Below are 25,643 nucleotides of genomic sequence, written 5' to 3' on the forward strand. Positions count from 1 at the left end.
GTAATTTTTCTGTTTTATTGCCGACTTGTACAGGTGTACATCTTTATTTACTAATTAACGGTCCTATTTTCATAGAAAAACTGTGCTTATATTCATGATTATGGTATTTTGCACATATACATTATTGTGTGATATTAGTCCCATTTTTTAAAATTATAGACATGTCAAATGAGGTCTAACATGAGAGGAAAACATCAATTGAGCTTTATGAGAAAAGTTTTTTTGGTGTTGTTATTTGGTACATTGTTGGTGATAACGCTTTATTACCAATTTGGAGATACGCAGCGTTTAGTCATCTCGCCTGAACACTTTACTTTTTTGTCTACTGACGATAGGCAATCTGGTGGTTCGTCGGAGTCTAAGTTGCAGGTGGAAGGACATCAAGCGCATCTTCAATGTCAATTAAATCAGAGTGAATATGCGTGGCCATATTGCTCGGTCTCTATCCAGCTTTCTAATGATATAACGAAGGGAATCGATTTATCTAACTATCATACGGTTAGGCTGAATATCGACTACCATACTAACGACCCAAAAGCCCGATTAAGAGTGTATTTAAGAAACTATAACTCAGCCTATTCGAGGGAGGACAACGAGTATTCCATTAAATATAACGGTTTAGAGTTCGCGCCTAGGCCAGACCTAGGTACGCTTGCCATTTCGATGAAAAACTTTCAAGTGATGACTTGGTGGTTAGCTGATTTTGATATCGATATTGAACACGCAGCGCCAGAATTTAGCAATGTGGTTTTATTTGAGATTGCTACAGGCTCACGTGCCGAGCTTGGTAGCCATGACATATTAATTAACAGCATAGAATTCGAAGGGCATTTTGTTAATGGAGAAAAGCTGATGCTTACCTTAGTACTGATTTGGACAGTACTTGGTGTAGCACTCTTTTGGTTTGATCACAGAAGAAGTATGACCGCCATTAGTCAGGCGAATGCACGACATCTTCATTTGAAGGCGGTCAATGACCGATTACGTCAACAAAATATGCGCTTTGCGGAAATGGCACAAGTCGATGCGCTGACGGGAGCAAGGAATCGTCACTCCGTCAGAAATTGGTTGGATAACGCGACCAAGCAGACGGAAGCGGGCTTAGACAAGTTGTCGATGATTTACTTAGACATCGATCATTTCAAAAAAATCAATGATACCCTTGGCCATCAGACGGGTGACGATATATTGAAAGAGTTCGTTCTTGTGGTTAGTGCTGTCATCCGTCCTAGCGATCATTTAGTGAGATGGGGGGGAGAAGAATTCATTGTATTTTGTCGAGATACCAATTTGGAACATGCACATGAAATTGCCGAACGCATCTTATGTAATGTGAGAGAGCATAAGTGGCTTCATCATGAACCCTTAACGTGCAGTGCAGGCGTTGCAGAGATGGAAAATGAAAGAATGACAGAAACGATGGCGAGAGCAGACGAAGCTTTATATCAGGCTAAACACCTAGGTCGAGACAGAGTGGAAGTGCACTTTCGCCGTTGTGACTTAGCAGCAAAAGAGCAGGCTCGTTAGCGTAGATCCAGGTTGGAAGTGTCAGTGTTCAGAAAAGGGCTCATCGAGCCCTTTTTTTGTAACAATCTTAATGATGACTGGATGATTTATCGACGCCTTCAGTTTCTCGGCTTTCTTCTGTCTCTTGCGCCCGATCTGTTTCCCCTTCAGTATGTTCCTTTAACTGCGAGGGGGGGAAAGGTGGACCTTCGATGTTTCCTATTGGCACTTTGGGCCCTAGAAATTTGGGTTGCTTATCAATGATATATAAGTCAATTAAGGCGTTGGCTCTGGCAAGCACTTCTCTTATACGAACAAACCATCCTCCCGATCCTTTAGGACCTGGTACCGCCAAGCATACGGCATTGATTCCATGATAGTTGGCAATATATAACGCTCGCTCACAATGGAATGCCTGTGTCACAATGATAAAATCATCAGCATCAAAAATGGCTTTAGCCCTTACTACCGAGTCGAGCGTTCTAAAGCCCGCGTAGTCGAGATAGATAGCATCTTCCGGAATCCCAGCTTTTAACAAATCCCGTTTCATGGTCCACGGTTCGTTGTAAGAGCGGTGCGCGTTATCACCGCTCAATAAATAAGAGGATACCTTTTTATCCCGAAACAATTGAATAGCGGTGTTGATTCGGTGAGTGTAAAAGTCGTTAAGCGTTCTGCCTAGGTATTTGCTGGTGCCAAGAACCAGTGCGACATCGTGATCGGGAAGCGCTTCAGGTTCGAAATACACTTGTGACTTGGTTTGCCAACTTATCCAACGATCAACGAAAAGGAGCGTGCCAAGCAAAGTGAGGGCAGAAAGAAGAATGACCAGCGCAGCTCTGCGAAGCCATAAGATAAGTGAAGACGGTAGAGAGAGTTTCAGCATGCCAATTCCAACATCAAACCTGCCGATTTCGCTGTGCCCAGATACCCACAAGAGTAAACCATAACAGTAAGCCTATCACTAACCAATCGTGATCAAGTTGCAGCAGCCATTGCGAAAGAATAGGAGACATTTTCACAATAAAAAAGCCAAAGCCAAATGCGTTGATAGCAATAAAAGCAAAAGTTCGGATGATAAAGTGATGACCGGAAAGAACGCGACGCATAATCCGATTAATATCTGAACCAAACACCACCAATCCACAGGCAATAACGGCTGTGGAAATTTCGGATAAGTAGGGAACCAGTTTCGTTCCTAGCGTGGTAAGTATCTCTAACATAACCACTAATCTTACGGTTTCGTGCTAAAAAGAAAAGCCCATAAAGGGCTTTTCTGAATGAAACGTGCATTTGTTCCGATAATTTGATTGGAAACTGCTCAAACCTACTTCAGAATGCGGTGCGTTTGTATTTCCGGTATACCGGTTGCCAGAAATGCTGGTTGATGGCTTTTTCCAGCGCATCGTCCGTAATCTCGAGTGCAACCCCTTGTTCGATGGCTTTTTTACCAACAGCGAATGCAATCTTTTTGGAAACCATATGGATTTCTTCCAACGGAGGAAGTAGGGCTCCCGTGCCTTGTTGTGCTAACGGTGAGCATTCCGCCAGCGCTCGGCTCGACTCCATTAGCATTTCATCGGTGACTCGAGAAGCAGAAACAGCGAGCACACCCAAGCCAATGCCTGGGAAAATGTAGCTGTTGTTACACTGGGCGATCTCAAACGTCTTCCCGTTATGAATTACAGGATCAAATGGACTTCCGGTTGCAACCAGCGCTGCGCCATCCGTCCAGCGAATGATGTCGTTTGGTGTGGCTTCAACACGGCTTGTAGGGTTAGAAAGCGGGAACACAATAGGGCGTTCACAACCCGCATGCATGGCTTGAATGACTTCTTTGCTGAACAAGCCCGGCGCACCAGAAACGCCGATCAATACCGTTGGCTTCGCATTTTTTACGACTTCAAGCAGTGAGAATCCAGCATCATCAGACTCCCAATCTTTCGTATTCGCATCTTTCTGAACCAAACGCTTCTGGAAGTCCAGTAAGTTTTGCATGCCTTCTTGGAGTAAGCCCCAACGATCGACCATGTAAACTTGCGATCTCGCTTGTTCATCGGACAGCCCCTCTGAAACCATTTGAGCAATAATGGCTTCGGCGATACCGCAACCTGCGGAACCGGCACCTAAGAAGGTAATGCGTTGCTCAGAGAGTTTGCTCCCTGCGGCATGGCAAGCTGCAATCAAAGAACCCACTGTAACGGCAGCAGTGCCTTGAATATCATCATTAAAGCAACACACGCGATCTTTGTAACGATCAAGGAGCGGCATCGCATTCTTTTGTGCAAAATCTTCGAACTGAATCAATACATTTGGCCAGCGGCGCTGGACGGCTTGCATAAATTCCTCAACAAAAGCGTTGTATTCAGCGCCAGTAATTCGAGGATGACGCCAACCCATATACATTGGGTCAGCAAGGCGTTGAGGATTGTTCGTTCCCACATCTAATACGATAGGTAAGGTATACGCTGGGCTGATACCGCCACACGCCGTGTAGAGTGCTAGCTTACCGATAGGAATCCCCATGCCGCCGATCCCCTGATCACCAAGACCAAGAATTCGTTCACCATCCGTCACTACAATCACTTTTACATTGTGATTGGTTGCATTGTTAATTAAATCATCAATTCGGTCACGGTTCGGGTAGGAGATAAAAATACCTCGACCACGGCGGTAAATATTCGAAAAATTCTCACAAGCGGCCCCAACAGTTGGTGTGTAAATGATGGGCATCATCTCGCTAATGTGGTTCTGAACTAAGCGATAGAAAAGGGTTTCGTTTGTGTCTTGGATATTGCGCAGGTAGATGTGCTTATCCATATCGCTTTCAAAGTTTTTATACTGTTGATAAGCGCGATCAACTTGTTCTTGAATCGTCTCGGTCGATTCAGGCAACAAACCTTCAAGGTTAAAAGAAATGCGTTCTTCTGCGGAAAAAGCACTGCCTTTGTTTAAAAGTGGCGTACTTAGTAGAGCTGGGCCCGCGTATTGGATGTATAAAGGGCGTTTATCGTTATTCATTAATGACTCGGTAAGACATGTGTCGGGTATAGATTGAAATGATAGCGGGTTGGTTACATTCTTGTAAACTGAACTTCTCTCATTCGCTAATTAATTAGTGATAGTTTGACGTTTGTATGTTTCAAACGGCTATTTGACGCTCACAATAGTGCAAAATGCTTTCTCCATGCCTATCGACTCAGTTTAGGGGTATACTTTGCGCCACATTTCCCAAATTATCTAAACAAATCTTTTCCATGCTTCCAATAGACGCGATAAAACCTGAATTTGATTCTCTGATAAGTCAACATCATTTAGTTGTTGAAGCAGAAACAGGATCGGGAAAATCGACTAGGCTGCCGTTATGGGCCGCACAATACGGTAGAGTATTGGTTGTCGAACCAAGGCGAATAGCCTGTACCTCGTTGGCGGAGTATCTGGCCAAAGAAGACAGGACAAAACTTGGCGACAAGATTGGCTATGCCATCAAACTACACAGTTTTTATTCCGACAATACTCAGGTGGTGTTTGTGACCCCGGGCGTGGCACTGCGTTGGTATTCGGAAAATAAGCTGAGTAATTTTGATACGGTGATGGTCGATGAATTCCATGAAAGGCGCTGGGATACGGATCTTCTCGTTTCTATTTTACGCCGTGAAGATCAGCACCGTTTGATCGTTACCTCTGCGACGCTAGAGTCGCAAAGATTGGTGGATTACATTGGTGGAAAGCGACTTTACGCGGAAGGCCGAGTGTATTCCGTTAGCGTAGGCTATCGAGCAACAGATACGAGGCACCTGCCCGACATAAGAGGGCTTGAGCAAAAAGTGCGCACAGAGGTTGAGCATTGTTTGCATGAAACGGAAGGTGACATTCTTGTCTTTTTACCGGGAAGAAAAGAAATCACCCAATGCCAACAATCTTTGTCCAGTTTAGACAATGTGCTGGTTACGCCTCTCCATGCTTCTGTGTCTGATGCGCAACGTGAGCTCGCCTTACAGCAGCAGCGCCAGCAAAAAGTGGTGCTGGCAACCAACGTCGCTGAAACGTCATTAACCATTCCCAACATTTCTGTGGTGATAGACAGTGGGTTGGAAAGACGAACCATGCAAAGAAATGGTCGAACAGTTTTAAGTTTAAAGCACATTTCAAAGGCAAGTGCGAAGCAGCGAGCTGGGCGAGCTGGGCGTGTTCAAGATGGGGTTTGTGTGCGGTTGTTCGGGGAGCACGCGCCACTTGATGCCGTTACCCCACCTGAATTGCATCGTGAAGCTCTCACAGAGGCCATGCTCGCCAGTGCCAGTTGTGGCTATCCCTTAGCTTCATTAACCTTTCTTGATCCTCTGCCAGAAAAGTCAGTAGCACAGGCCATTGAGCGGCTGACTCAGATGGGGGCAATCGATGAGCAAGGTGCAATCACGCCGCATGGTGAGATTCTCTATCCGCTACCTATTGATGCGTTGTACGCCGATTTGCTGACCCGTCTACCCACCAAACCACTGCGAGAAGCCATGGTGGATTTGAGCGCGGCTTTATGCACGCCAGCGCGACTCTTCAAACTTCCAGAAAGTGAAGATAAGCTGGAAAAACTTAACCAATGGGAACCTAAAGGTTGTGATGCACTTACATTGATTAAACTCATTCGTGGTGAGCCATGCGATGTGCTTAGTGTTGATGCTCAGGTTCTGGGTGAAGCACAAGCACTCGCAAGGCAAATGCGGGATGCGTTATCGTTACCGGATTTAGATGTCGCTTCGCGGTTTGATTCAAACGCGCTCGTTAACGAAATCGCTCAGCTTCATCCCGAGCTTGTTTTCGTTCGCAGAGAGAAGCGTAGGCAAGCCCTAGGTAATGGGTACAGTGAGTTAACGGTTGGGAGAGATTCTCGATTTCCTGATAAGGCAGACGCGGCAGTGGTATTAGACCAGCACAGCTTACCGGGAAGAGGCGTCAAACAAACATTAAACCTCGCGACCATGATGATGCCAATGGCGATGAATCAAATAGAAGCGCTGGGCATTGGGGAATGGATAGATGGCGAATCGCTAGAAAAGGCAGGGGAGTGGCTGACTCGTTCTCAATATGTTTATGCTGGTCGCGTGATCGCCGAGCGCTTGAACGAACCACAAGGTGTGAAATCGGTTGTGAACGCGCTATTGCAAGACAAAGCATGGAAGGGGTTTGCTGAAACACTGAAAGCCGATATTGCTGCTTGGAATCTTTACCAAGCTCTGCAAAAAGTCCATACAGAAGGTAGGGTCGAAAATGCAGAGTGCTGGCTGGAACAGCAATTGCACGACCTTGGCGTAGAAACCTTAGCGGATTTGGATGTACTTGAACCGGAAGATATTCAATTTGAAGGCATTCCGTACTGGGAAAGGGCAGAATTTGATGAAAAATTCCCAACCTTGCTCAATATCGGCGATTTACAACTGACGGTAGAGTACTTCCCAAGTAAAAAGCTTGTTCATGTTGTATACCTTCGAGGCTTACGAAAAGGCGACCCGAAGCGTTGGGAGTTACCCCGCTGGAGTGGATGGCGAGTGCAATACCGTAAAGCCAGCCGTATTGTTGATATTAAGAATTAAGAGCGTTTTCTCGATATAGAGAGAAGTGATTTGAAGCAGGGCATAGGCCCTATATATGAAGGATTGTGTTGGCTGAAATACTCAGGTGGCGATGGGTCTTAAATTCCTTGGTATGGCAATAAATCCCTGTTTAAGTAAGGGCATCGTTAAGTAAAAGCATCGGATGTCGAGAGCAAGGATCCCAAGTCTTAAGCGTCTGATTCATTTCAACTATGTTCACAGTGTGTAAATAACCCTAGTTTTTTATAGCCTTTTTTTGTGAATTAAGGACATAACAGATGATTGTTTTATATCATATTGCTATATGGCAAATTGTGGTTATATAGTGAGTTCATATGCAAGCTCATCGTTCGATTGATGGTATTGCAAATACGGCGTTAGGGTTCGCTTGACCTTGCCAAAGCCTTTTCGTTATACAAGCCCAAAGGCAATAAGCAACAAAGAAAAGGCGCTGTGTTTTAAGAAATAATCTTCGGATTTTTCGCTATTCTCAATGTCGGGGGGCATTATGGATGAAACAAAAACGGCAGACATTGTTTTTGATTACACGACTTTTTTAGGTGTAGTTTGCCGCAGAAAATGGACCTTTTTGGAGGCGATTCAATCTTTCGCACCGATCTTTGGTGTGGTTTGGAAAGATAATTTGAGTCAAATGCAAACTCCGCAGGATAGAATCTGGGATCAGGCTTTATCTGCGTTATCCGCTCAAAACAGTGATGAAACCAATCTAGTTAGGTTAGTCAAACTGGCAAGAGCAGAAGGAATCGAGAAAATCACCCTCATCATGCCTTATGAATTAGAGCAGGATCAGAAGACCAATATAGGCAAGAAGAGCCACTCAGTGATCACGGATCTGAATGAAGATGAATTTCTGATCGTGCTGGAGCAGGATTGATTTGTAGGTATTGGACTGTTGACCAACAGGCATTGGAAAGAAAAACCCCTGAATTCAATTCAGGGGTTTTTTATTAGGGGCTATAAATTACAATATTAGCGACATATGGTGTTGAAGTGTACGCACTGACTATCCATGTCGAGATCTCTCTTGGGAGATATTCTCAATAGAGGTCTATCGACCGCCCGCAATGTCGGTAAATGAACCAGTGACATAAGAAGCTTCATCAGACAGCAACCAGGCTATCGCATTGGCGACTTCTTCTGGCGTACCACCTCTTTGTAAAGGTAAAGAAGAGGCAAGACGATCAACACGACCAGGCTCACCACCATCCGCGTGGATGTCTGTGTGGATGAGCCCAGGTCTTACCGCATTCACGCGAATGTTCTGAGCGGCAACTTCTAAAGACAAGCCTTTAGTTAATGAATCGACCGCGCCCTTTGAGGCAGCATAATCCACGTATTCAAAAGGGGCGCCCAGCCTTGATGCAGCCGAAGAGACATTAACAATCGCGCCTCCTCCAACCATGCGTTTTACTGCCTCTCGGCAACATAAGAAGCAGCTGGTGGCGTTAGCAGCCATCACTTTGTTAAAGCGTTCAAGATCGATGTCAACCAAACGGGATTGGGTAAACAGAATGCCAGCGTTGTTCACTAAGTGAGTGAGCGTGCCGAGCGCTTTTTCTGCGGTATCAAACAAACGAATAACATCGGCTTCAACAGACACATCGGCGGCGCACGCAATGGCTTCGCCCCCCGCTTTTTCAATCCATTCTACGGTTTTGATAGCCTCATCTTGGCGAGTTCGATAATTGACACACACCCGATAGCCTTTGGAAGCCAATAGGATAGAGGTGGCTCTTCCGATACCCCGGCTTCCACCAGTCACGATTACAACCTTGTTCATACCTGTTCCTTAGAGTGTATTGGGCGACCAAGAGGATGGTTGAAGCAAACTCTTTGTCATAAATTGGCTGTTGGGATCCGGTTGATAGTCAGCGAAGGGTCCGCAGTAAACAAATCCATTCTTTTCATACAGGGTGCGGGCGGGTTTAAAAAAATCCATGGAGCCTGTTTCCAAACTGATCTTTTCGTATTTGCGATCTTCTGCCACCGTAAGCACATGTTGCAACAAGCGTGAAGCCACACCACGGTTGCGAGCCACCCTTGCGGTACGCATGGATTTTAATTCCGCATGCGACGAATCAAGTTGTTTTAAGGCTGCACAGCCAAGAAGTTCGCCGTTGTCCCACGCCGACCAAAACGTAATCTCGGGCTTTTTTAGTGCAACCAGATCTAATGCATGGACACTTTCCGGAGGAGACGTTGCGTACATATCATCTAAGTGTTCATTGAGAAGCGCGATGATTTCTTTGCTGTCTAATTTATCGATTTTGATTTCCATATCTTCATGTTTCTTCTTTCTAATTAGTAATGAACATTATCAAATATGCTTTTAGATGAGCAAGAAAAATGAGCTCCACCCAATAAATGGAGAGCTCATTAGAAATAGAACGTTTTACCTGAGCGTTTTTTCAGCTCAACGATGGCGGAAGAAAACTCATGATTCTGACGTCATTGAAGGGCGAATTGCTCGACAACGCCAAACTTGCATGTCGAATCGGTGACCGAATTAAATAACTCCACCAATGTTGAGTCTGCTTAGCATAAATAATGAGTGAGTCGTTGCTGATATCGCTTGTTTTTAAACCTTCAGGGTTAAGGCATAAGTGACGACAGCCATGAATCAGCCCTTCGCCCGTGGCTTTTAACAGCGACTCTTTCAGTGCCCACACATGGTAAAACTGCGTGGCATTCTCAACCTGTTCACTGTCATGTAAGACACTCTTTGCTCTTCGTTTCCATTTGGACGCATGATTATGAACGGCAATATCGAGCCCAATTTCGGCGATAGATGTGACGGCGACCACCATGACGCCTTGGCTGTGCGACGCATTAAATTGCAGTGAGTCCTTATCCAAATAGGGCTTTCCGAAGGTTTTCTTCAAGATAACATGTTGGTTGGGCTCCCTATCGATGTACAGGCTTAACACATGGCGTTGAAACAATTTGCTGGCAGCGAATTGCCATCGGCTGACGTCTGGCTTCAACTGAAATTGCGTGTGTTCAGACTTGGACAGATCATCGAGTTTTGAGAGCGTCCATTTCTTGCAGGGTATCCACAACCAAACATCGACCGAGTTTGGTTGTGGTATCGGCATAGGGTGAATGCTTAACGGCATGGCTATGCGGTTTTGGTGGTCTGAGTAAACCCGCCATCTAAGACGATATTGTGACCGTTTTTTAGCGGCTGATACTGCGCAAGGCTCAGTGCCAATTCAGCCACTTCATTAGGGTGGGCGAATCGCTTTAGAGGAATACGGTCAAACGCGCCCGGTTGTTTATACCAAGGTGCCTTTTTTATCATCTCAGTGGCGACCGGACCTGGGGAGATAGCGTAAGCGGTCAACGCTTCTAGCTCGGCTGGGGGTGTCGCGGCGAGTTGTTTCGTCCATTCAATCATCATCGCTTTTGCAACAGCATAAGCACCTTGACCTGCTCTCGGTCTCACACCGGAAATACTGGCCATATTGATAACGCAAGGCGCATCCGATTTTTTCAGTAAGGGTAAACATCGAGTAAACAGATCTTGGGCAGAATAGAAATTGGTTTGAAGCACCGATTGCCAGTCTTCCATTGATGTTTGTGGGATGAGGTTATCTCGAAGTATTCCAGCGTTATTCACCAACACATCGAGCTTATCTACTGATTCCAGTGCCTTGCGTGTTTGTGCTTCATCGTTGATGTCAAAAATAATCGGAAGCACGACAGCACCGCTGACTCGCAGCGAGGCAATTCGAGCTTCTATTTCCGGTGTCAGTGTTCTGACATTTAGGTATACCGCGTAATCCCGTTGGGAAAACTGCTGCGCGATGGCCATTCCGATCCCCTGACCCGCGCCTGTAATTAATACCGTTTTCATTTTATGCCTTTAATCCAAATGGTGACTTCAATAAATGGCTACTTACAACGAAAAGCCATTGACAATGAATCGCTATTTACAGCGCACTGCTATTTACAACGCACTGCTATTTACAGCGCATGGCGGTTTGCCATGTTCCATTGTACTGACTGCGCGGTAAGGTATTCGCAGCCTTTCAGTTCAAGTAATTGAAGGTAGGTGTTTTTGTCCATGGCCTTTTCGCTACTGATGAAATTGATCCGAGCCTTTTTCCCAGCCAGTTCCATTGCGGCAATTTGACAGAGCGTTTGGGCCCCTGTTTGAATGATGGTGTCATCGCTCTGTTGCCAATGCACCCAAACTTGACAGCCGCGCTTTCGCATTAATGGTCGGTATAGCTGGTGGAAAATTTGGAATAACTCATCCAAGGCATTGGCGTTGCTTTTGCCTTGATGGCTTAAAACAATCGGCTGGTTTGACTCAGCCAGTGTTTTGCTGATTTCGTCAGATAGCGTTTGCTCGTTCGAGAGAGGAAATCTCTGCAATTGATGTTCAGCGTTGGTGACGTACAAATTAAATGGATTATGCATATTGGGGCTCCAGAAAGGCACGAATGGTTTGGTTTACCAAGGCGTGTGCTTCGATGTTCGCGGCATGGGTGTCGAGCGGCAGACAAGCCCATTCGAACGTCGGGTTCGAATCGATAAGCGCTTTTTGCAGTTTGGGTGGGCAAATAACATCGCCTTCTGTGCCGACCAACAATGCAGGCATGGTTAATGGCAGTGTGTTGGCACTCGTGCGATCGCCGATCGCGTTTAAGAAGGAGATAACGGAATGTCGATTGTGGTTATATTCGACATACCGTTGGACAATTTGCGTTTGGAAGTCCTCTAATTGCTCCAAGTAATCGTCGCTAAAGAACCAAGAGTATGTGCCTTGGAATATGGTGGCGAGTGGCACATCGGTTTCCAGCATGTGCTTTACGTTCGCCATCATTTTTTTGCCTTTTAGCGAGATGTCGATTGCCGAGTTCACCATCACAAGCTGACGAATAAGGTGTGGATTTCGTTTCGCCAGCTCCAATGACAGTATGCCGCCAAATGAATACCCAACTAAGGTGATGTTAGGCAGGGTCAATTCTTGAAGTAAACCTGCGATGGCGTCGCACAGTTGATCGTACGAGAATTCAGAAAAAACGCGTGATTCGCCACATCCAGGGTAATCGATGAACACTTGCCTGTGCGCTGTCTTAAAGAAAGGAAAACGGCTTTGCTTTATCCAAGAGGGCTCTCCATGAAAAATACCGTTCATGAAAACCAGTGTGTTCGGTGCATTCTGGTTGCCTTTTACTGTGTAGTTAAGCTCAAACTCAGGGGTGGTGTACTTCACAAGATGACCTCTTCCTGCCGATAGTGTTCGAAATCTTCAAGGAGGTTACGCGCTTCAAAGTGTTTATGAGGCGCGCGGCGCAGCGTTACGTTAGAGAGCCATGCCACTTGTTCGCCATTGTCTTTCGCTACGCAAAAGCGCGATTGTTGGTCTTTGTCGTCCACCTTATTCACAAAGCCACGTACTGTGTAGTCTGTGTCGGCAACAAAAGGCGTAGGGAAATAAGCCCCTTCCATTCGAACAGGGAGTTTGGCGTGGAATTGAGGTTTGGTCGTGCTTTCAATTTGGATGCAGTTCAAAACGGAAAGCTGTAAAACGGAATCGAAAGCCAAAGGCGATAACCAGAAACGCAGCCCCGGTTGGATGGATTGCCAATGTTCTAACTGTGCCAAATTGAATTTTCCGGCGATGCCCTCCAGTTCATCATCCAAATAGATGTCACCGGTAATCGTTTGAAACAGTGGTCCATGAGTTGGGTGGAACGTTTGGTAGTAAAGAGATTGAGGCAATTGCAGTGGGTTTAGCGCTTTCGGTTTATTGGTGTGATGGGTGCTTGCGTGCTGGCTTTGAACATCAATGGTAGCCGTTGCGACGACGCAATCCTTACGAATCACTTTTCCGTTTTTGTTGGTCAAGTCCATCGTTAAACGGAGGTCAAATTGCCCCGTCGCGTTTTTGGTGCATTCAACGGAGAGAGATTGCGTTTTGCCAAACGGAATCGCAATGCCTCGAAGCTGTTCTACTTTTTCTATGTAGAGCGGGAAAGGGGTGTCGACATCGGCACAGTGTGCCGCCGTTTGAACAAGCAGCTCCGTTGTATAGGCAAATGGAAATAAGCAAAGACCACCAAACACATGGTGTTTGAGCGCCACCATTTTATTCGGGTCGATGGTGATGTTGAGTTGTACTCGATCGTCCGTTTTTTGGATTGAGTCGGCCCAATGAATGAAAAAAGGCGTTGAAGTCGTCATCAGTTGCGTTTCTCCTGTAGTTGGTAATTCTTGAATTCCGCGATCAGGCTCATGTCTGAGCTATTCCACACCGTGACGTTTACGTAACCCTCATTTTTTCCTCGGGAGACTTGTGTGATGAGGTGCGACTCTTTTACGGGACCATAAAATCGTAACGATTCGATATCCGCCGGCCATGCAGGGCGGTGTGTTAGGTAGGAATAAAAAACCAGATATTGCACGCCGGAAATGGCACCATGAGCGGGTGTGGCAAACGAGATTTCCGCACTGCTGCCAAGATAGTAATTAAGGCTGTCTTTCAGATCGGAGTGTCCATCTAAACAATGCTCTGTTGGGGACCATTGATAGTCAAAATTTGTTGTGCCAAATAGTGACCCCATGATGGCTGCAGATTTCCTGCGGAAATTGTGTAACACCGACAGTTTAATGGGTGTAACATCGCTCGGTTTTTTATGCGTAGGGGCGTCATCTCGCTTGAATTCGAGCATCGCGGTAAGCGCAAGAACGTTCATTCGAATAACGCTTCCGCTTTTAGACAGTTTGTCGCACCCTATCGATAGGGCGTAATCGTTGTTTTGCTTACGCCATTCGATGTACAGTTTGTTATCAATATCAGGCTGAACCTGAATAAAGCGCCTAGACTGAATGTGGCACAGTGAGAAGCTCTGAATATCGAGTTTCCCGTTCTCGAATTCTTCCACAAAGGGGCTTTGTTGAAGAAGTGCAACCGCGTATTCCATCAGAAAGACGGTCGGAATAACGACGTTACCGTTGATCTTGTGGGAATATAAGTAGCGATGTTCCGTTAAATTGATGCTCAGAACGCTGCGCAGTGTTTGGTTCTCAAATTCTTGTGAATCAAGGCTATGTTGTATAAGGCTAGAGGTCATTCTTCATCTCCAAACTTAGAAAATATGACGGTCGCATTTTGACCACCGAAGCCAAAGTTATTGGACATCGCGTGGCGAACGTGTAGCGTTCTTTTGCCTTCCCCAACGTAATCCAAATCGAGCTCGGGATCGGGTGTTTGGTAGTTACGAGTCCCATGTATCACGCCATCACGCATCGCGTTTATGCATGCGATAGCCTCCAATGCCCCTGCTGCCATAATTCCATGACCAATCATGGACTTAGTAGAAGAGATGGGAACGCGGTAAGCCTGTTCTCCAAACACTTTTTTAATCGCATTGGTTTCTGTTTTGTCATTCATTTTGGTTGACGTGCCGTGAGCGTTGATGTAGTCAATCTGTTCAGGTTTTAACCCCGCGGTATTCAATGCACCGGCTAATGTTCGGCACGCGGCTCTTCCTTCTGGATCCGGATCTGTTGCTCGATAGCCATCCGTGTAAGAACCGTATCCCGTCACTTCGGCTAAAATGGTCGCCCCGCGTTTCTGTGCCGATTCCAATTCCTCCAAGATAAGGACTCCGCAGCCACTGCCCATCACAAAGCCGCTTCGATTTGCATCGAAAGGTCGGCATGCGGTATCGATATCTGGATTGGTTGTGAGTGCCCCAATACGGGTAAATCCGATCATGGCATTAAGGTCGAAATCGTATGCCCCACCGACGATGGCGGAGGTCATTCGACCACGGCGAATTTTCTCAAACGCTTCGCCAATGGCGTTATTACCTGACGCGCAGGCGGTGCCGATACTCAAGCTCGGACCAGTAAGATCGTAATAACGTGAGGTGAAATGATTAATGCTATCTGCATCATCTACTTGTGTTCGAGTAGCAAGGGTAGGGCATTTCCTAAGCTCGTTTAGCCAAGCCTTGAGGTTCACTTCACCATCAGTGATGGCTTTTGCAAAAGTGGGCAAGTAGGTATCAACATCCATTGTTGGGCTATAGGGGCGATCAGCAATCATGCAGGCGGTGTCTTGGTAGACAGGATCGGAGAAATCGATGCCCGATTGATTGACGGCTTCTTCAATGGCAAGGAAGAACTTTTTGATGGATGGGTCTGCCGTGGACATGGCGGCCAATTTGCGGTTGGCAAGAATGTGTTCTTCCATTGAAGGCATCGTGGCAGCAATCGAGACAATGTCGCCTTTAATGGGCAGGTGGTTAATGTGGCTTATGCCATTCTTACCCGCTAATAGAGATTGCCATAATGTTTCCGACCCTGCGCCAAAGGCACTAACGGCTCCCATGCCAGTTACGACCACGCGTTTCATGATTCTGACTCCTTGTTTATCAATAAGCTGACTTCATTGCCGAGATAGTCAATGTGATGACAAATGATCCGTTTGAGCGATGGGTTGTTGTTTAAGCTCTGGACGTAATTCAGTTGTTTATTCAGTGGTTTGCGCTCGATATTTAAAACAGGCGCAAGGTATTGATGCTTTAATTGCAAGCAGGCATAAAATAACGAGCAACCGCCCGCTGCACCGTACGCAAATCCGGTGTAGTCGTTTGAACACACAACGGGAATGTTGCCACCAAAAACGTTGAATGCGGCTTGCGCTTCACATTCGTCTAACTCTGGAATGCCGGACAGAGCTAACTGGATGGCATCGATGTGCGACGGGTGGGTATCGGCTTTGTGTAACAGCTTCTGAAAGTGCGCTTCAATGGCAGAGATGGTGCTCTGTTTTGATTGCTTAAATAACTTAGGCAAGTAATTGTTTTGATAAGCAACCACTTCGCCATAATGGTCTTGACCGCGCTGATTTGCTAACGCTTTGCTTTCAATGACAAAGCTCACTCCCGCTTCAGCGGGCACAACGCCTTCATCTTCCAATGTTTTAGCAACGGGGTGTTTTTGTTCAAGCCTAAACGTATGATCCAAAGAAGCTTCAGACTCTGCCGCGCCCGCGAGAATATGGGTAGCCCGCCCATCTTGAATGGCTTCCATGGCTTCCCCCACGGCCATGACGGCGCCAGCCGGACCATTGACAATGCTGTAGCTCATTCCACGTAGCCCATATTGAATGGACACTTGCCCCCCAGCGGTATTCGGTAGACGGGGTAAGATCCACAGAGGTGGGAATTGACGATAATGTTCCAAACCTAACGATTCGTAGTTAATGGAAAGGTCATCGTTAAGACTGGCAAGATAAGGTGACGTGCAGTTTTGAAAACCTTGGCAGAAAAAAGATCCGTAGATAACGCCACTGGTTTCCTCATATTGCGCAAGTTGATTTGAATCCAACTGAGCATCGCGAAAAGCCAACGTTGCGCTGGAAACGCCAAGCTTAACTTGTAGCGTCATCATGCGAATGGATTTTTTATCTTTGATAAAATCGCGTGGATTAAAATCGGGTGCAGCACCAAGTGGATAGGGATAGGTGTCGTTAAATCGAATCCCCGTTTCAGCTTGCTGATGCCCGGCTAAATGTTCATCAAGGGTGATTCCGAGCGGAGTAAACCCGCCCAGTCCGGTAATCACCGCAACAGGTGTTGGCATGGATATTTCCTTATTTTTCCTGAGGTTGAATAATTCTGAGGTTAAATTGTTCCGAGGTTGAATCGTTCTTAGGTTGCATTGTTCTTAGGTTGCATTGTTTCAAGGTCGAATTGTTTCAAGGCCAAATTGTTTCAAGGTTGAATTGTTCCAAGGTTGAATTGTTCCAAGGTCGAATAGCTCCGAGGCTAAAATTGAACCGTAGTAACGTGTTCAGTCTTTGTCTCGGGAATTGAATTACGTTCAAATATTAAAGTGGTGTTGGAGCCCCCTATACCACTTGAATTGTTCATGCAGTAACGAAGCTGATGGGGTATCGGGGATTTCCCAACCAAATTGATATCGCATGAGGGATCGAGATGATCGAGGTTTGGATTGGCGTGCAACGTTTGAGTGAGTAGGCTTTGGACACAGATGATGGATTCAATGGCACCGCTTGCAGCCAATGTATGTCCTAGCATGGCTTTACTGCTGTTCACTAATGGGCAGCGATCTTGAAAAACATCGTTAATGGCTTTCGATTCTTCTTTGTCATTGGAGAGCGTTGAAGTGCCATGTGCATTAATGTAATCAATTTGATGTGGCTGTAAATTCGCATCGGCTAACGCACCGCGCATCGCTTTCGCTTTACCTCTAGGGCAGGGATCCGTCATCCTAAAAGCATCCATGGAAGAGGAAAAACCTGCGACGCTGGCCAGTATTTTCGCCCCCCTTTGAATCGCGTGCTCCCGACTTTCGAGCACCAATGCTCCAGCTCCTTCTCCAAGTACAAACCCGTTTCTGAGTTTGTCGAATGGTCTCATAGCGCGAACAGCATCATCGCTTTTGGAGTGCATGTTGAGCTGGCTAAAACCAGAGAGAAAAGAGGGAGAAAGCCGGCTGTCAGCCCCTCCTGCGACCATAACGGTTGCTTCACCGGAACGGATCATGTTGTAAGCCTGCCCGATAGCGAGGCTAGCACTCGTGCACGCGTTGACGATGGTGTTGCCATACCCGGTGATCCCCGTCGCGACCGAGGATTGAGCCAGTACAATGTTTGGGTAGGTATCAAGAAACCACTTGGGATTGCGAGAGGCGAGAGGCGTGGGTTGATGCTCATCGCACAGTGATACACCTGTTCCGACAATCATGCCTGAAGAAAGTGCAGGTAGGGATTGAGGAGAATCGAATCCTGCGTCTTCCAGTGCACTCAGTACTGAATGGCAAAACATGGTGCTTATTCTGCCCATGTTCCTTAAATTCTTTTTGCTTATGTTCCAACTTCCGTAGAAATCGGAAAAATGGAATGAGTCTTTGCAAGAAGCCAACAGATGAACGCCATGACCAGACAACCAGTCTTGGCGGCTGATTGGTTTAATTCCAGACTGATTATCCAAGACTTGATTCCATACCTCTGAAACGGTATTGCCCAATGAGGTATATAAACCCATTCCAGTTATGACGACATCTGAAGGTTTCATATTATGCTGCCTGTTTGTGAGAAACGAATTTTACGAGACTATCAACTCTGAAAAATACATCGGCTGATTGGTTGTTTATAAATTCACTTATAACGGAATCGGAATAATGAGGATAATCACTTCTAAGTCTTGAAATTATCTCGTCAGAAACCTTACCTTCCGAATTTAAAAAGTTACCCTCTTGCAAGAATGCCGGAAATATATCTCCAGCTGAAATTTTAAGTTGGTACTTTTGCTCTATTGAATAAATGATGTCGACAAAATCGATAGACTCCGCAGCAAGGTCATCAACGAGATTTGCCTGTTCTGTTACTTCTTCAGGTTCAACACCTAATACTTCTACAAGAATTTCACTTACTTCATTAAATAACATTCTATTTCCTTTTTACTGTGTATCTGAACATCTTTTAAAACTCTAGCATGAATAAAAAAGTCTTGTAAAACAATTATTTATCAAGTAAATCATTAGGGTGAGATTACCCCTTCCTTTTATTAATGATAAAAAGAATTAGTAGTGCGTCGCATTTTAATAATAAATTTAAATATTGTTTATATCATTAATATCTTTTCTCTTTGGATGTTTGTTTATTGATTTTTCTATTATTTCAAATCATTGAAATTGACTAAATAGTTAATTAAGGATATCTATTGAAGTTAAATATAAAATTAATTATGAAAAGGTGGTTTGATTTCCGAATATCCAGGATTCAGTAACTTTTACTTTTATAAATCATGGGCGATAAATTGAAAATGAAATGCAATAAATGGCACTAATATTGATTAATAATCTATTCTAAATGCCAATATTGTTCACTTTATTTTCTATTTAACTCGTTACCCTATACAGGCTCGATGCTTTTTGAAGTACAGAAAAAACGTACTTCAGAAGGGGTTAAATGCAGTGGATTACGAGCCCCGAAGCCGTCTCGAGTATTGCTCAGATGTACTGCGTTAGTAATATAATGCTCAAGGCTGTAAATATACGTAAAATCGTATAATTGACATGAACTCAATATTTTTCCCATGAATAAAAAGGGAGTATGTTTCGCTCCAATCTGGTTTTTATCCGCTTTTCGTCTTAAAACAGCCCGTAATGTGGATGTCTTCCTTGGTGCTAATGGTAACTAAGCATAGTGTGTAATGATGACCTAGAAGCTCATCCTTGCACACGATTTGGGTATAAGCGCCATTGACACACCAGTCCTATTTCGCAACGGTGGAGTCACCCTTTGCTCAGACAAACACACTTCTGTTTCTAGTGGGGCTGGCTGGACGTCGTGAATTTAGCTGCAAAGATGCAATAAGTCGATATGGTAAGGAGAGGTTAGTTCCGTTTACAGTGCGTTTGGGTTCAAATGAAGGATCGATATCACACTTTTTTAAGCTGCTTAGTGAGTAACAACCAACAAAAAAGCCAGCTCTATGTTGAGCTGGCTGTATGGGGACATTGAGTAGAGATAATCAATCTACGATGAGGTTGTACTGGTTACGAAGAACGTGGATGATTTCCTGTTTTGGGTTGTCGCTTAGGACGATTGCTTTGCCAGTAATCTTTTCTGCGATGTCGAGGTAAGTTTTGGAGATATCCATCAGAGCAGATTCTGGCAGTACGTTGTTCTTTGCGAGAGCGAAGCGTTCGTCCATGCGCTCTTTGTTCAGTAGAATGTCGGGTTCTGGGAAGTAGTTTAATAAGAACTGTCTGAACCCTTCTTTCGAATTCTCAACAATCCGACCTTTATTGTATTCCGCTTCATCCCAAATGCGCGAAGAATCGGGTGTACCCACTTCGTCCATGTAGATCAGCTTTTCATTGCCAGAAGCATCAGTGACGTAACCAAACTCAAACTTCGTATCAACAAAAATTTGGTTAATCTCTGCAAGCGCTTTGCTGATCACCTCGAACCCTTCTTTCAGTAGGTTTTCGTAATGGGCGATATCATCGGCTTTTGAAAAATTGAAAGCTTCGTAGTTATCTTCAATGTTCTTTCGAGTGACGTTGACGTCGTCGGCTTCAGGAACGCCAGGAATACCCTTCAAAATACCTTTTGTCGATGGCGTCATTAGCAGTTCTGGTAGGGCTTTATCCTTTTCGAGATGCTCTGGAAGCTCTATGCCACAGAACTCACGTTCGCCGTTTGCATAGGCACGCCACATTGACCCTGTAATGTATTTACGACAAATAGCCTCGATCATCACAGGTTTTGCTTTTTGCACGATCCAAACAAATGGATGAGGAATATCAAGAATGTGACTGTCTGCCAAGCCATTATCTTTGAACAATTTAAACCAGTGATTTGAGATGGCGTTTAGTGCTGCGCCTTTTCCAGGAACCCCTTTTAAACCGCCTTCTCCGTGCCAAATGCAGTCAAAGGCTGAGATTCTGTCGCTGATAACCATAATTGCCAAAGGTGCATCTGGTGAAACGTCATACCCTTTTTCTTTGATCAGTCTTTGGCTGTCTTCTTCAGTTAGCCAGTAAACAGAACGAACTTTACCGCTATGGACGGGTTTGTTCGTACGAATTGGGAGATCATCATTAACGGCAAGTACTTGATCAGCTAAGCTCATTGCGACATTCCTATCTAATTTCAAACGTCAAAGAGGGCACAAAGAGTCAGTTTGGTTTGCTCTAAATGGTTTTGAAAGCTCGAATCAATGACAGCGACGGCGGTGTCGATGTTGTTGAACGAGATGAGACCAAACTAACCTCAGAGCGGCAATGCCCACTCCGAAAAGTGCAGATGTTGCGCATGATACCAGAACTTTTTTACTCTTCCAGACAAAAAGCAAACGTTTGCCAATGAAAGGTGTTGGATGGTTATTTTGGCAGCGTAGATTCAACCAGTCAGGCTTCGTAGCTGACGAGTTCGGCGGACTTTTAAAAAAGCTAAGCCCCAAATGGGGCTCGCAGTGGAATGTGCGCAGTATGGATATTTGATTAGAAGTGGTCACGTACAAATGAAGTGGTCGCGTACAGAAAGGGGAAACCTACTTACCTATCAGAATGGGCATACGCCACTTGGTCTTTGTTGAGTTTCGTCTTTTCTTAAATCCAGTTTACTCATGAACATAGTCTACTCATAAATCTAGTGTACTAGCGAATCTTCAATAGAAAAAAGCTCCGATGCGTCGTGCACAAAGAACAAGGTGCAATTTAATTGAGCTGCTCGTTGTAATAGATGTTTTTGATCGATTGCGGAGATACTTTTACTGGCAATGACAGCGCTGGCATTGCCAGATTGAAGTGCTTTTAAGACGACTTCTTTTTCGGTCATCTTCCTTGATGGCATCATTTGCAGCAGGTGCTGAGCATTAATCTGATAGCGCTTTAATGTCGATGCTTGTGGTTTAGGGCATTCATTCGTTAACAGTACCCATTTTGAACCTCGCGAGAGCTTGGCTAGTTCAGCACATCGATCAACGTTAGATCCAGAATGAGCCGGACTTCTGTCAAACGACGTAGCGTTAAAACGGTTAAGTGAAGTGTGTTGATTTCGTTTGGCACGTTGTAAGTCATACATGGGTACTGTTTCCTTATACATACTGTATGAATTAACAGTAATGTCATTTTGGTTAATTAGCAAGCATGTTTTTGCATTTTTTTTGATTTATTTTTTAAGGTTTTTTATAAACAATTGATTTTAAAGTAAAATAAAAAATCAAAACCACTGTCTAAATAAACAGGTCAAGTATTGGTTTTAGGATGGGTTGGACGATAAGTCGAGGTCTAATCTGAAAATCACGCACGGAACTGGGTATGTTGGAATGGCGGTAGGGAAAAATGAAAAAAGCGCCATAAAAAGGCGCTTTCTATATCGTTTTGCTTGGAGTCATTCTTCGCGTCGGTCTCTTAACTGCTGTTCAGCTAGATTAAATTGACGAACATCAAGCCTCGCCAAGTCATTGCATTTTTCGCATGAATGATGATACTTGCCGTCGATGTAATTGTGGCGAGTAAGATAGCTTGGCTTTTTGCACCAATCGCAAATTCCTTCAATTTCGAACACATTTCCCCCTCTTCAAAACTGCTTGGTCGTTACTCTTCTAGGTGTGTCGACACAGCTGTGAATATTCATCTATTCGATAACATTCCAATGAGTTCATCAGAATTCTCAAAATACCTAGGCGATATCGCGAGAAGAGACTCAATTTTGGTCTAACACACGCATCTATGGAGCGTTGTGTTCAGTGAGTAAAGACCTTGGGTAAATATAGGCAGAGAATTATGACATATCGACGATTTAAATGTTAAATGAAAGTTATATTTTATTAACATTTTGTTGCAAAATGAGCTTTAGTGCGGTGTTTAATCGTCGCATCTCTTCATCACTGCCATTCGTGTCGGGATGATATACACGACAGAGCTTTTTGTAACGGTTTTTGATCACATCTTTTTTAGGCAAACGTTTGGGGTTAAATCCAAATACCGCGCAAGCGATATGATACTTCTGATTTTTAGCGGCAGACTGGAGTTCTTCCAGCATTCCATTTTGTTTTAGTATTTGTTGATGCGCTTGATCAAGCTTTCTTCTCAGTATTTTGGATTGCAGTGATTGGTTCGAAACCTTGCTTTCTAATGCCGCATTTTTATGGTTTCTTCGATTCTTTCCGATAAGTATCATAGCAACGAGCAATAAGATGAATAGGGCTAAGCCTGCCAAGGCGTACATGATTTCTATCTGGTATTTGGTTAGATACCAATCCAAGTCTTTTTCAATGGGAGTGGGGGATGAGCCTTGCGCATTTCGGGGTTCAGAAGAGAGCTTGTCTAACTGATCAAGTTGATTAAGTTGCGCTGCTTTCCTATGATTGAATTGAGTTTCCAGTACACGGTTATAGGCACTCTCTGCTTGGCTGCTGTTATTTTCTAATGCCACCCTGTACCACACTTCCGCGGTTTCTAAATCCGCAATGTTTTTCGAATCACGGTATGAGCGTTCGTAGATGGCACCAAGCTTTAACTGAGCTCGTGCGAGGCCTTGAACCGCAGACTTGGTATACCAATAGACTGCCTTATCTCGGTTTTCCTCAATGGCTAAACCAGAGTCGTACGCATTGGCGAGTTTGAGCTGAGCCAAAGGGTATCCGTTTTCGGCGGAGCTTCTAAGCCACACAATGGCGGATTGAGGGTCTTTAGGCACCCCATTTCCTTGAAAGAATGCTTGAGCTAAAGAGTACTGAGCAACGGGGTCTTGTTTGTTTGCTTTTGACTCCAATTCCTCAATAGAGGCAGCATTGGCTTTCGGGAGCACGAATGAAAATAAGACAGCAATAATAATTGAGATATGTTTCATATAGTCCATTCGATAGAGATAAAAACAGCCCCAGAGGGGCTGATTTTATACCCAAGTCGCCTCAATATGCCAGTTTCAGTGAGCCCTGCTTGGTTTTCAGGCGAGGCATTGATTTGAAGATCTTGTCGAACTAAATCAAAAATCAATAACAAAGCATGATAGATAAGCAGACACACCCATTGGGAGCCCATATTCTGTTCCATTTCCTTGTCAAAGCACTTGGAAAGGGCTCACCCTTATGCTGCGTTACTTCTCTTCAAAGAGAGAGTCTTGAACTGAAACAGCCGATGAGGCTCTGAACTCCGTATACTGAGGTCACTTGGGTATAGCATTAAGCGCAATTCACCATAAGTGCAATTCACCATCAAGTTTAGTTGAACTTCTCGCACTATGCTGAATTACATCAGCAGTATTTGAATTTCGACACGTCTATTGCAAGTGCGTCCTTCAGTTGTCGCATTATCGAAAATCGGATCGTGCTTGCTTTGCGCTTTTTTGAGCACAAAAAAACGCCCAATTGGGCGTTTTGGGGAAAGCTTACTTGAGGAGTTTTGCTGTCCGAGCCCCTTCGACGGGGCGATTGACGGACACGCGCCGGCCTTTTTTCAGCCCCACTTCATAGTCAGCAGTGATGTTCTTCATCGCTTCCCTTAACTGTTGCTTAAAGGTTTCACGGTCAATGTTTTGGAATTCTTTGTCGATGTAGTTATTGATCTTATTGTTGGAATCATCATCCGGTGCAATTTCGGGCAACTTCTCTAGCGCCCCTTCAATCCAACCTGAAAGGAAAGAAGACACTCGTCGTTGAACTTCGATACTACTGGTACCAGAACCGGCAAAGCCATTTCGAAATTGACCAGTTTGTTCATTCATTTCTCGATAAATAATATCGAAAGCGAATGCAGCAAAGATGGCTCTGTCTGCTTCGCCTATAAACTCTAATTTTTTGAGACCTTTGTGGTTGAGTAAAACGGCTTCGACGCCAAATTTGGTGTTTATACCTCTAATGATCCTTAGCAGAGTAGAAGAAACACTCGCGGGAAGCAGGTGGCTGGACTGTGTTTTTCCCATCTTGATAAATTCGATATCGTCTTTATCAAGCCCGTATTTGAGCATTAAACTGTGCGCCATTTTAATCGCATTAGCGGCTTCGTTTACGTTAGCTGAGTTACCTAGCTCCAAACATTTGGCAATTTTCTTTAGGGCTTTCTTTTTGTCCATGTCCACAGCAAGTCAATTTGAAAAGTCGACCATTTTACCGTGTTAGAAAGGAGAGGGGAAGGGATGAAGGCAAAAACGCCACGAGTGAATTACTGTGGCGTTTGGAGGTTATGAGTGGATGTGGCTTAGATGCCTAATTCATCAAGCAAATCGTTGGCAATGTCATCTGCTGGTGGGATATCTTCTAATTTTGCTGATGATTTTGCTCGCTCTTGTTCAAGAATGTCGTCAACACTGGTTTCATCTTCCGCTTCAAACTCTTCAAGCTGGATAAACTCAGTCTTGTCCATCGCCAGCTCTAAATAGAAAATGTTATTTTTCTCTGTAGAGAAAGAGACACGACGCGCTTGAGGTCTATCTAAATTCGTATCAACGGAAAGCATGACCTGTTTGTTAATGGCCAGCATTTTAGGTTGGTTTTGCGTAATGTTGGTTTGTAGCTCTTTACGAATCTTATTTGTAAAGTCACCAACAAGTTGATTCATCAGTTCACCCAGAACATCACCAACTTCATCAGACGTATGCAAGATAGCGAGTTCTTCTTCTGGCATACCCATGTTGCGCATGTAATTTTGGTAAAGCTCTAGTGCAGACTGAGCCGTAAAGTTGATCACTACCAGCCCTGAAAACCCACCATCGAACAGTACAAAACACCCAAAATCAGGTTTTAAGCTCGTCTTATTGATCTTTTGTACCATAGCTGAGTATGAGATTTTGGAATCCGTAGCGGACTGGAGCACACCACAAACCGATTGGCACAGCTTTAAAAGAATATCTTCTGTTGTAACTATTTTGCTTTTTTTCATATGGATTTCGCTTAACAACGATAGGAGAAAATGTTTGCTTGTATTGAAGTGTGGACGAAAAATTCAAAAAAGTAAGCAAACGATTCAATTTCATGCGTACTTTCTGTTTTTATCAAGCTCTGAAATGTTGTAAAGTGACGAAAA

The 25,643-nt window shown here is 44.6% G+C and carries 25 protein-coding genes; 3 read left to right on the plus strand and 22 right to left on the minus strand.

What is annotated here, in order from left to right; translation table 11 throughout:
• Nucleotides 1-198: 198 nt before the first annotated feature.
• Nucleotides 199-1,527, plus strand: coding sequence for a GGDEF domain-containing protein (locus tag HC752_RS06490; RefSeq protein WP_446751425.1), 1,329 nt, complete (start codon nucleotides 199-201; stop codon nucleotides 1,525-1,527).
• A 67-nt stretch (nucleotides 1,528-1,594) separates the two neighbouring features.
• Here the strand turns inward: HC752_RS06490 and HC752_RS06495 are convergent, their stop codons facing one another.
• From HC752_RS06495 to HC752_RS06505, 3 genes are all read right to left on the minus strand, one after another.
• A complete protein-coding gene (locus HC752_RS06495) occupies nucleotides 1,595-2,392 on the minus strand; it encodes a SanA/YdcF family protein (RefSeq protein WP_190334323.1) in 798 nt (265 codons plus the stop codon).
• A gap of 13 nt (nucleotides 2,393-2,405) precedes the next feature.
• Complete coding sequence (locus HC752_RS06500; protein WP_190334324.1) at nucleotides 2,406-2,729, minus strand: DUF3392 domain-containing protein; 324 nt, start codon at nucleotides 2,727-2,729, stop codon at nucleotides 2,406-2,408.
• A 109-nt stretch (nucleotides 2,730-2,838) separates the two neighbouring features.
• Nucleotides 2,839-4,527, minus strand: a complete 1,689-nt coding sequence (locus tag HC752_RS06505; protein ID WP_190334325.1) for an NAD-dependent malic enzyme — start codon at nucleotides 4,525-4,527, stop codon at nucleotides 2,839-2,841.
• Between the two features lie 236 nt (nucleotides 4,528-4,763).
• On the opposite strand from HC752_RS06505, the gene HC752_RS06510 reads away from it, so the two are divergent.
• Both HC752_RS06510 and HC752_RS06515 read left to right on the plus strand, forming a co-directional pair.
• Nucleotides 4,764-7,094, plus strand: a complete 2,331-nt coding sequence (locus tag HC752_RS06510) for a helicase-related protein (RefSeq protein ID WP_190334326.1) — start codon at nucleotides 4,764-4,766, stop codon at nucleotides 7,092-7,094.
• Nucleotides 7,095-7,602: 508 nt separating this feature from the next.
• A complete protein-coding gene (locus HC752_RS06515; protein ID WP_190334327.1) occupies nucleotides 7,603-7,989 on the plus strand; it encodes a transporter in 387 nt (128 codons plus the stop codon).
• Between the two features lie 174 nt (nucleotides 7,990-8,163).
• Here the strand turns inward: HC752_RS06515 and HC752_RS06520 are convergent, their stop codons facing one another.
• The 19 genes from HC752_RS06520 to HC752_RS06610 all read right to left on the minus strand — a co-directional run bounded on the left by HC752_RS06520 (nucleotide 8,164) and on the right by HC752_RS06610 (nucleotide 25,499).
• Nucleotides 8,164-8,895: an SDR family oxidoreductase gene (locus tag HC752_RS06520; protein ID WP_190334328.1), complete on the minus strand. Its 732-nt coding sequence runs from the start codon at nucleotides 8,893-8,895 to the stop codon at nucleotides 8,164-8,166.
• Between the two features lie 9 nt (nucleotides 8,896-8,904).
• A complete protein-coding gene (locus tag HC752_RS06525; protein WP_190334329.1) occupies nucleotides 8,905-9,393 on the minus strand; it encodes a GNAT family N-acetyltransferase in 489 nt (162 codons plus the stop codon).
• Between the two features lie 130 nt (nucleotides 9,394-9,523).
• Nucleotides 9,524-10,210 (minus strand): 4'-phosphopantetheinyl transferase family protein, encoded by a 687-nt coding sequence (locus HC752_RS06530; protein WP_190334330.1) that lies wholly within the window; start codon nucleotides 10,208-10,210, stop codon nucleotides 9,524-9,526.
• 23 nt (nucleotides 10,211-10,233) lie between these two features.
• Nucleotides 10,234-10,971, minus strand: coding sequence for an SDR family NAD(P)-dependent oxidoreductase (locus tag HC752_RS06535; RefSeq protein WP_190334331.1), 738 nt, complete (start codon nucleotides 10,969-10,971; stop codon nucleotides 10,234-10,236).
• 110 nt (nucleotides 10,972-11,081) lie between these two features.
• Nucleotides 11,082-11,540: a hypothetical protein gene (locus tag HC752_RS06540; protein ID WP_190334332.1), complete on the minus strand. Its 459-nt coding sequence runs from the start codon at nucleotides 11,538-11,540 to the stop codon at nucleotides 11,082-11,084.
• Complete coding sequence (locus HC752_RS06545; RefSeq protein WP_190334333.1) at nucleotides 11,533-12,339, minus strand: alpha/beta fold hydrolase; 807 nt, start codon at nucleotides 12,337-12,339, stop codon at nucleotides 11,533-11,535. Before HC752_RS06545 ends, HC752_RS06540 begins: the two co-directional genes overlap by 8 nt.
• The gene (locus HC752_RS06550; RefSeq protein WP_190334334.1) at nucleotides 12,336-13,310 is read right to left on the minus strand and encodes a polyketide synthase dehydratase domain-containing protein; all 975 of its coding nucleotides are present in this window, start codon (nucleotides 13,308-13,310) and stop codon (nucleotides 12,336-12,338) included. The genes HC752_RS06545 and HC752_RS06550 overlap by 4 nt, the downstream gene beginning before the upstream one ends.
• Nucleotides 13,310-14,200, minus strand: coding sequence for a hypothetical protein (locus HC752_RS06555; RefSeq protein WP_190334335.1), 891 nt, complete (start codon nucleotides 14,198-14,200; stop codon nucleotides 13,310-13,312). The genes HC752_RS06550 and HC752_RS06555 overlap by 1 nt, the downstream gene beginning before the upstream one ends.
• Nucleotides 14,197-15,489: a beta-ketoacyl-[acyl-carrier-protein] synthase family protein gene (locus HC752_RS06560; protein ID WP_190334336.1), complete on the minus strand. Its 1,293-nt coding sequence runs from the start codon at nucleotides 15,487-15,489 to the stop codon at nucleotides 14,197-14,199. The genes HC752_RS06555 and HC752_RS06560 overlap by 4 nt, the downstream gene beginning before the upstream one ends.
• A complete protein-coding gene (locus tag HC752_RS06565) occupies nucleotides 15,486-16,721 on the minus strand; it encodes a beta-ketoacyl-[acyl-carrier-protein] synthase family protein (protein WP_190334337.1) in 1,236 nt (411 codons plus the stop codon). The genes HC752_RS06560 and HC752_RS06565 overlap by 4 nt, the downstream gene beginning before the upstream one ends.
• Before the next feature lie 185 nt (nucleotides 16,722-16,906).
• Nucleotides 16,907-18,178 carry a beta-ketoacyl-[acyl-carrier-protein] synthase family protein gene (locus HC752_RS06570; RefSeq protein ID WP_190334338.1) on the minus strand — a complete coding sequence of 424 codons (1,272 nt, stop codon included), beginning with the start codon at nucleotides 18,176-18,178 and terminating at the stop codon, nucleotides 16,907-16,909.
• 1 nt (nucleotide 18,179) lies between these two features.
• The gene (locus HC752_RS06575) at nucleotides 18,180-18,551 is read right to left on the minus strand and encodes an acyl carrier protein (RefSeq protein WP_190334339.1); all 372 of its coding nucleotides are present in this window, start codon (nucleotides 18,549-18,551) and stop codon (nucleotides 18,180-18,182) included.
• A gap of 1,088 nt (nucleotides 18,552-19,639) precedes the next feature.
• Nucleotides 19,640-20,746, minus strand: a complete 1,107-nt coding sequence (locus HC752_RS06580; RefSeq protein ID WP_190334340.1) for a phosphoribosylaminoimidazolesuccinocarboxamide synthase — start codon at nucleotides 20,744-20,746, stop codon at nucleotides 19,640-19,642.
• Nucleotides 20,747-21,264: 518 nt separating this feature from the next.
• A complete protein-coding gene (locus HC752_RS06585; protein WP_190334341.1) occupies nucleotides 21,265-21,699 on the minus strand; it encodes a hypothetical protein in 435 nt (144 codons plus the stop codon).
• Nucleotides 21,700-22,043: 344 nt separating this feature from the next.
• Nucleotides 22,044-22,187, minus strand: a complete 144-nt coding sequence (locus tag HC752_RS06590) for a hypothetical protein (protein ID WP_190334469.1) — start codon at nucleotides 22,185-22,187, stop codon at nucleotides 22,044-22,046.
• 250 nt (nucleotides 22,188-22,437) lie between these two features.
• On the minus strand, nucleotides 22,438-23,472 hold the full coding sequence (locus HC752_RS06595) for a J domain-containing protein (protein WP_190334342.1): 1,035 nt from the start codon (nucleotides 23,470-23,472) through the stop codon (nucleotides 22,438-22,440).
• The gene (locus HC752_RS06600; RefSeq protein ID WP_190334343.1) at nucleotides 23,469-23,663 is read right to left on the minus strand and encodes a hypothetical protein; all 195 of its coding nucleotides are present in this window, start codon (nucleotides 23,661-23,663) and stop codon (nucleotides 23,469-23,471) included. Before HC752_RS06600 ends, HC752_RS06595 begins: the two co-directional genes overlap by 4 nt.
• A gap of 346 nt (nucleotides 23,664-24,009) precedes the next feature.
• On the minus strand, nucleotides 24,010-24,693 hold the full coding sequence (locus HC752_RS06605; protein WP_190334344.1) for a DUF2786 domain-containing protein: 684 nt from the start codon (nucleotides 24,691-24,693) through the stop codon (nucleotides 24,010-24,012).
• Between the two features lie 125 nt (nucleotides 24,694-24,818).
• Nucleotides 24,819-25,499 carry a DUF3334 family protein gene (locus HC752_RS06610; protein WP_190334345.1) on the minus strand — a complete coding sequence of 227 codons (681 nt, stop codon included), beginning with the start codon at nucleotides 25,497-25,499 and terminating at the stop codon, nucleotides 24,819-24,821.
• Nucleotides 25,500-25,643 lie beyond the last annotated feature (144 nt).

This window comes from Vibrio sp. S9_S30 (assembly GCF_014694455.1).
Lineage (GTDB): Bacteria > Pseudomonadota > Gammaproteobacteria > Enterobacterales > Vibrionaceae > Vibrio.

Coding starts and splice junctions, on each gene's coding strand:
- HC752_RS06590 (WP_190334469.1), bottom strand. CDS start 22,187: ATGTGTTCGAAATTGAAGGAATTTGCGATTGGTGCAAAAAGCCAAGCT.
- HC752_RS06560 (WP_190334336.1), bottom strand. CDS start 15,489: ATGAAACGCGTGGTCGTAACTGGCATGGGAGCCGTTAGTGCCTTTGGC.
- HC752_RS06495 (WP_190334323.1), bottom strand. CDS start 2,392: ATGCTGAAACTCTCTCTACCGTCTTCACTTATCTTATGGCTTCGCAGA.
- HC752_RS06520 (WP_190334328.1), bottom strand. CDS start 8,895: ATGAACAAGGTTGTAATCGTGACTGGTGGAAGCCGGGGTATCGGAAGA.
- HC752_RS06600 (WP_190334343.1), bottom strand. CDS start 23,663: ATGGGCTCCCAATGGGTGTGTCTGCTTATCTATCATGCTTTGTTATTG.
- HC752_RS06610 (WP_190334345.1), bottom strand. CDS start 25,499: ATGAAAAAAAGCAAAATAGTTACAACAGAAGATATTCTTTTAAAGCTG.
- HC752_RS06535 (WP_190334331.1), bottom strand. CDS start 10,971: ATGAAAACGGTATTAATTACAGGCGCGGGTCAGGGGATCGGAATGGCC.
- HC752_RS06540 (WP_190334332.1), bottom strand. CDS start 11,540: ATGCATAATCCATTTAATTTGTACGTCACCAACGCTGAACATCAATTG.
- HC752_RS06525 (WP_190334329.1), bottom strand. CDS start 9,393: ATGGAAATCAAAATCGATAAATTAGACAGCAAAGAAATCATCGCGCTT.
- HC752_RS06595 (WP_190334342.1), bottom strand. CDS start 23,472: ATGAAACATATCTCAATTATTATTGCTGTCTTATTTTCATTCGTGCTC.
- HC752_RS06505 (WP_190334325.1), bottom strand. CDS start 4,527: ATGAATAACGATAAACGCCCTTTATACATCCAATACGCGGGCCCAGCT.
- HC752_RS06555 (WP_190334335.1), bottom strand. CDS start 14,200: ATGACCTCTAGCCTTATACAACATAGCCTTGATTCACAAGAATTTGAG.
- HC752_RS06580 (WP_190334340.1), bottom strand. CDS start 20,746: ATGAGCTTAGCTGATCAAGTACTTGCCGTTAATGATGATCTCCCAATT.
- HC752_RS06585 (WP_190334341.1), bottom strand. CDS start 21,699: ATGTATGACTTACAACGTGCCAAACGAAATCAACACACTTCACTTAAC.
- HC752_RS06565 (WP_190334337.1), bottom strand. CDS start 16,721: ATGCCAACACCTGTTGCGGTGATTACCGGACTGGGCGGGTTTACTCCG.
- HC752_RS06500 (WP_190334324.1), bottom strand. CDS start 2,729: ATGTTAGAGATACTTACCACGCTAGGAACGAAACTGGTTCCCTACTTA.
- HC752_RS06575 (WP_190334339.1), bottom strand. CDS start 18,551: ATGTTATTTAATGAAGTAAGTGAAATTCTTGTAGAAGTATTAGGTGTT.
- HC752_RS06515 (WP_190334327.1), top strand. CDS start 7,603: ATGGATGAAACAAAAACGGCAGACATTGTTTTTGATTACACGACTTTT.
- HC752_RS06570 (WP_190334338.1), bottom strand. CDS start 18,178: ATGAAACCTTCAGATGTCGTCATAACTGGAATGGGTTTATATACCTCA.
- HC752_RS06550 (WP_190334334.1), bottom strand. CDS start 13,310: ATGACGACTTCAACGCCTTTTTTCATTCATTGGGCCGACTCAATCCAA.
- HC752_RS06510 (WP_190334326.1), top strand. CDS start 4,764: ATGCTTCCAATAGACGCGATAAAACCTGAATTTGATTCTCTGATAAGT.
- HC752_RS06530 (WP_190334330.1), bottom strand. CDS start 10,210: ATGCCGATACCACAACCAAACTCGGTCGATGTTTGGTTGTGGATACCC.
- HC752_RS06605 (WP_190334344.1), bottom strand. CDS start 24,693: ATGGACAAAAAGAAAGCCCTAAAGAAAATTGCCAAATGTTTGGAGCTA.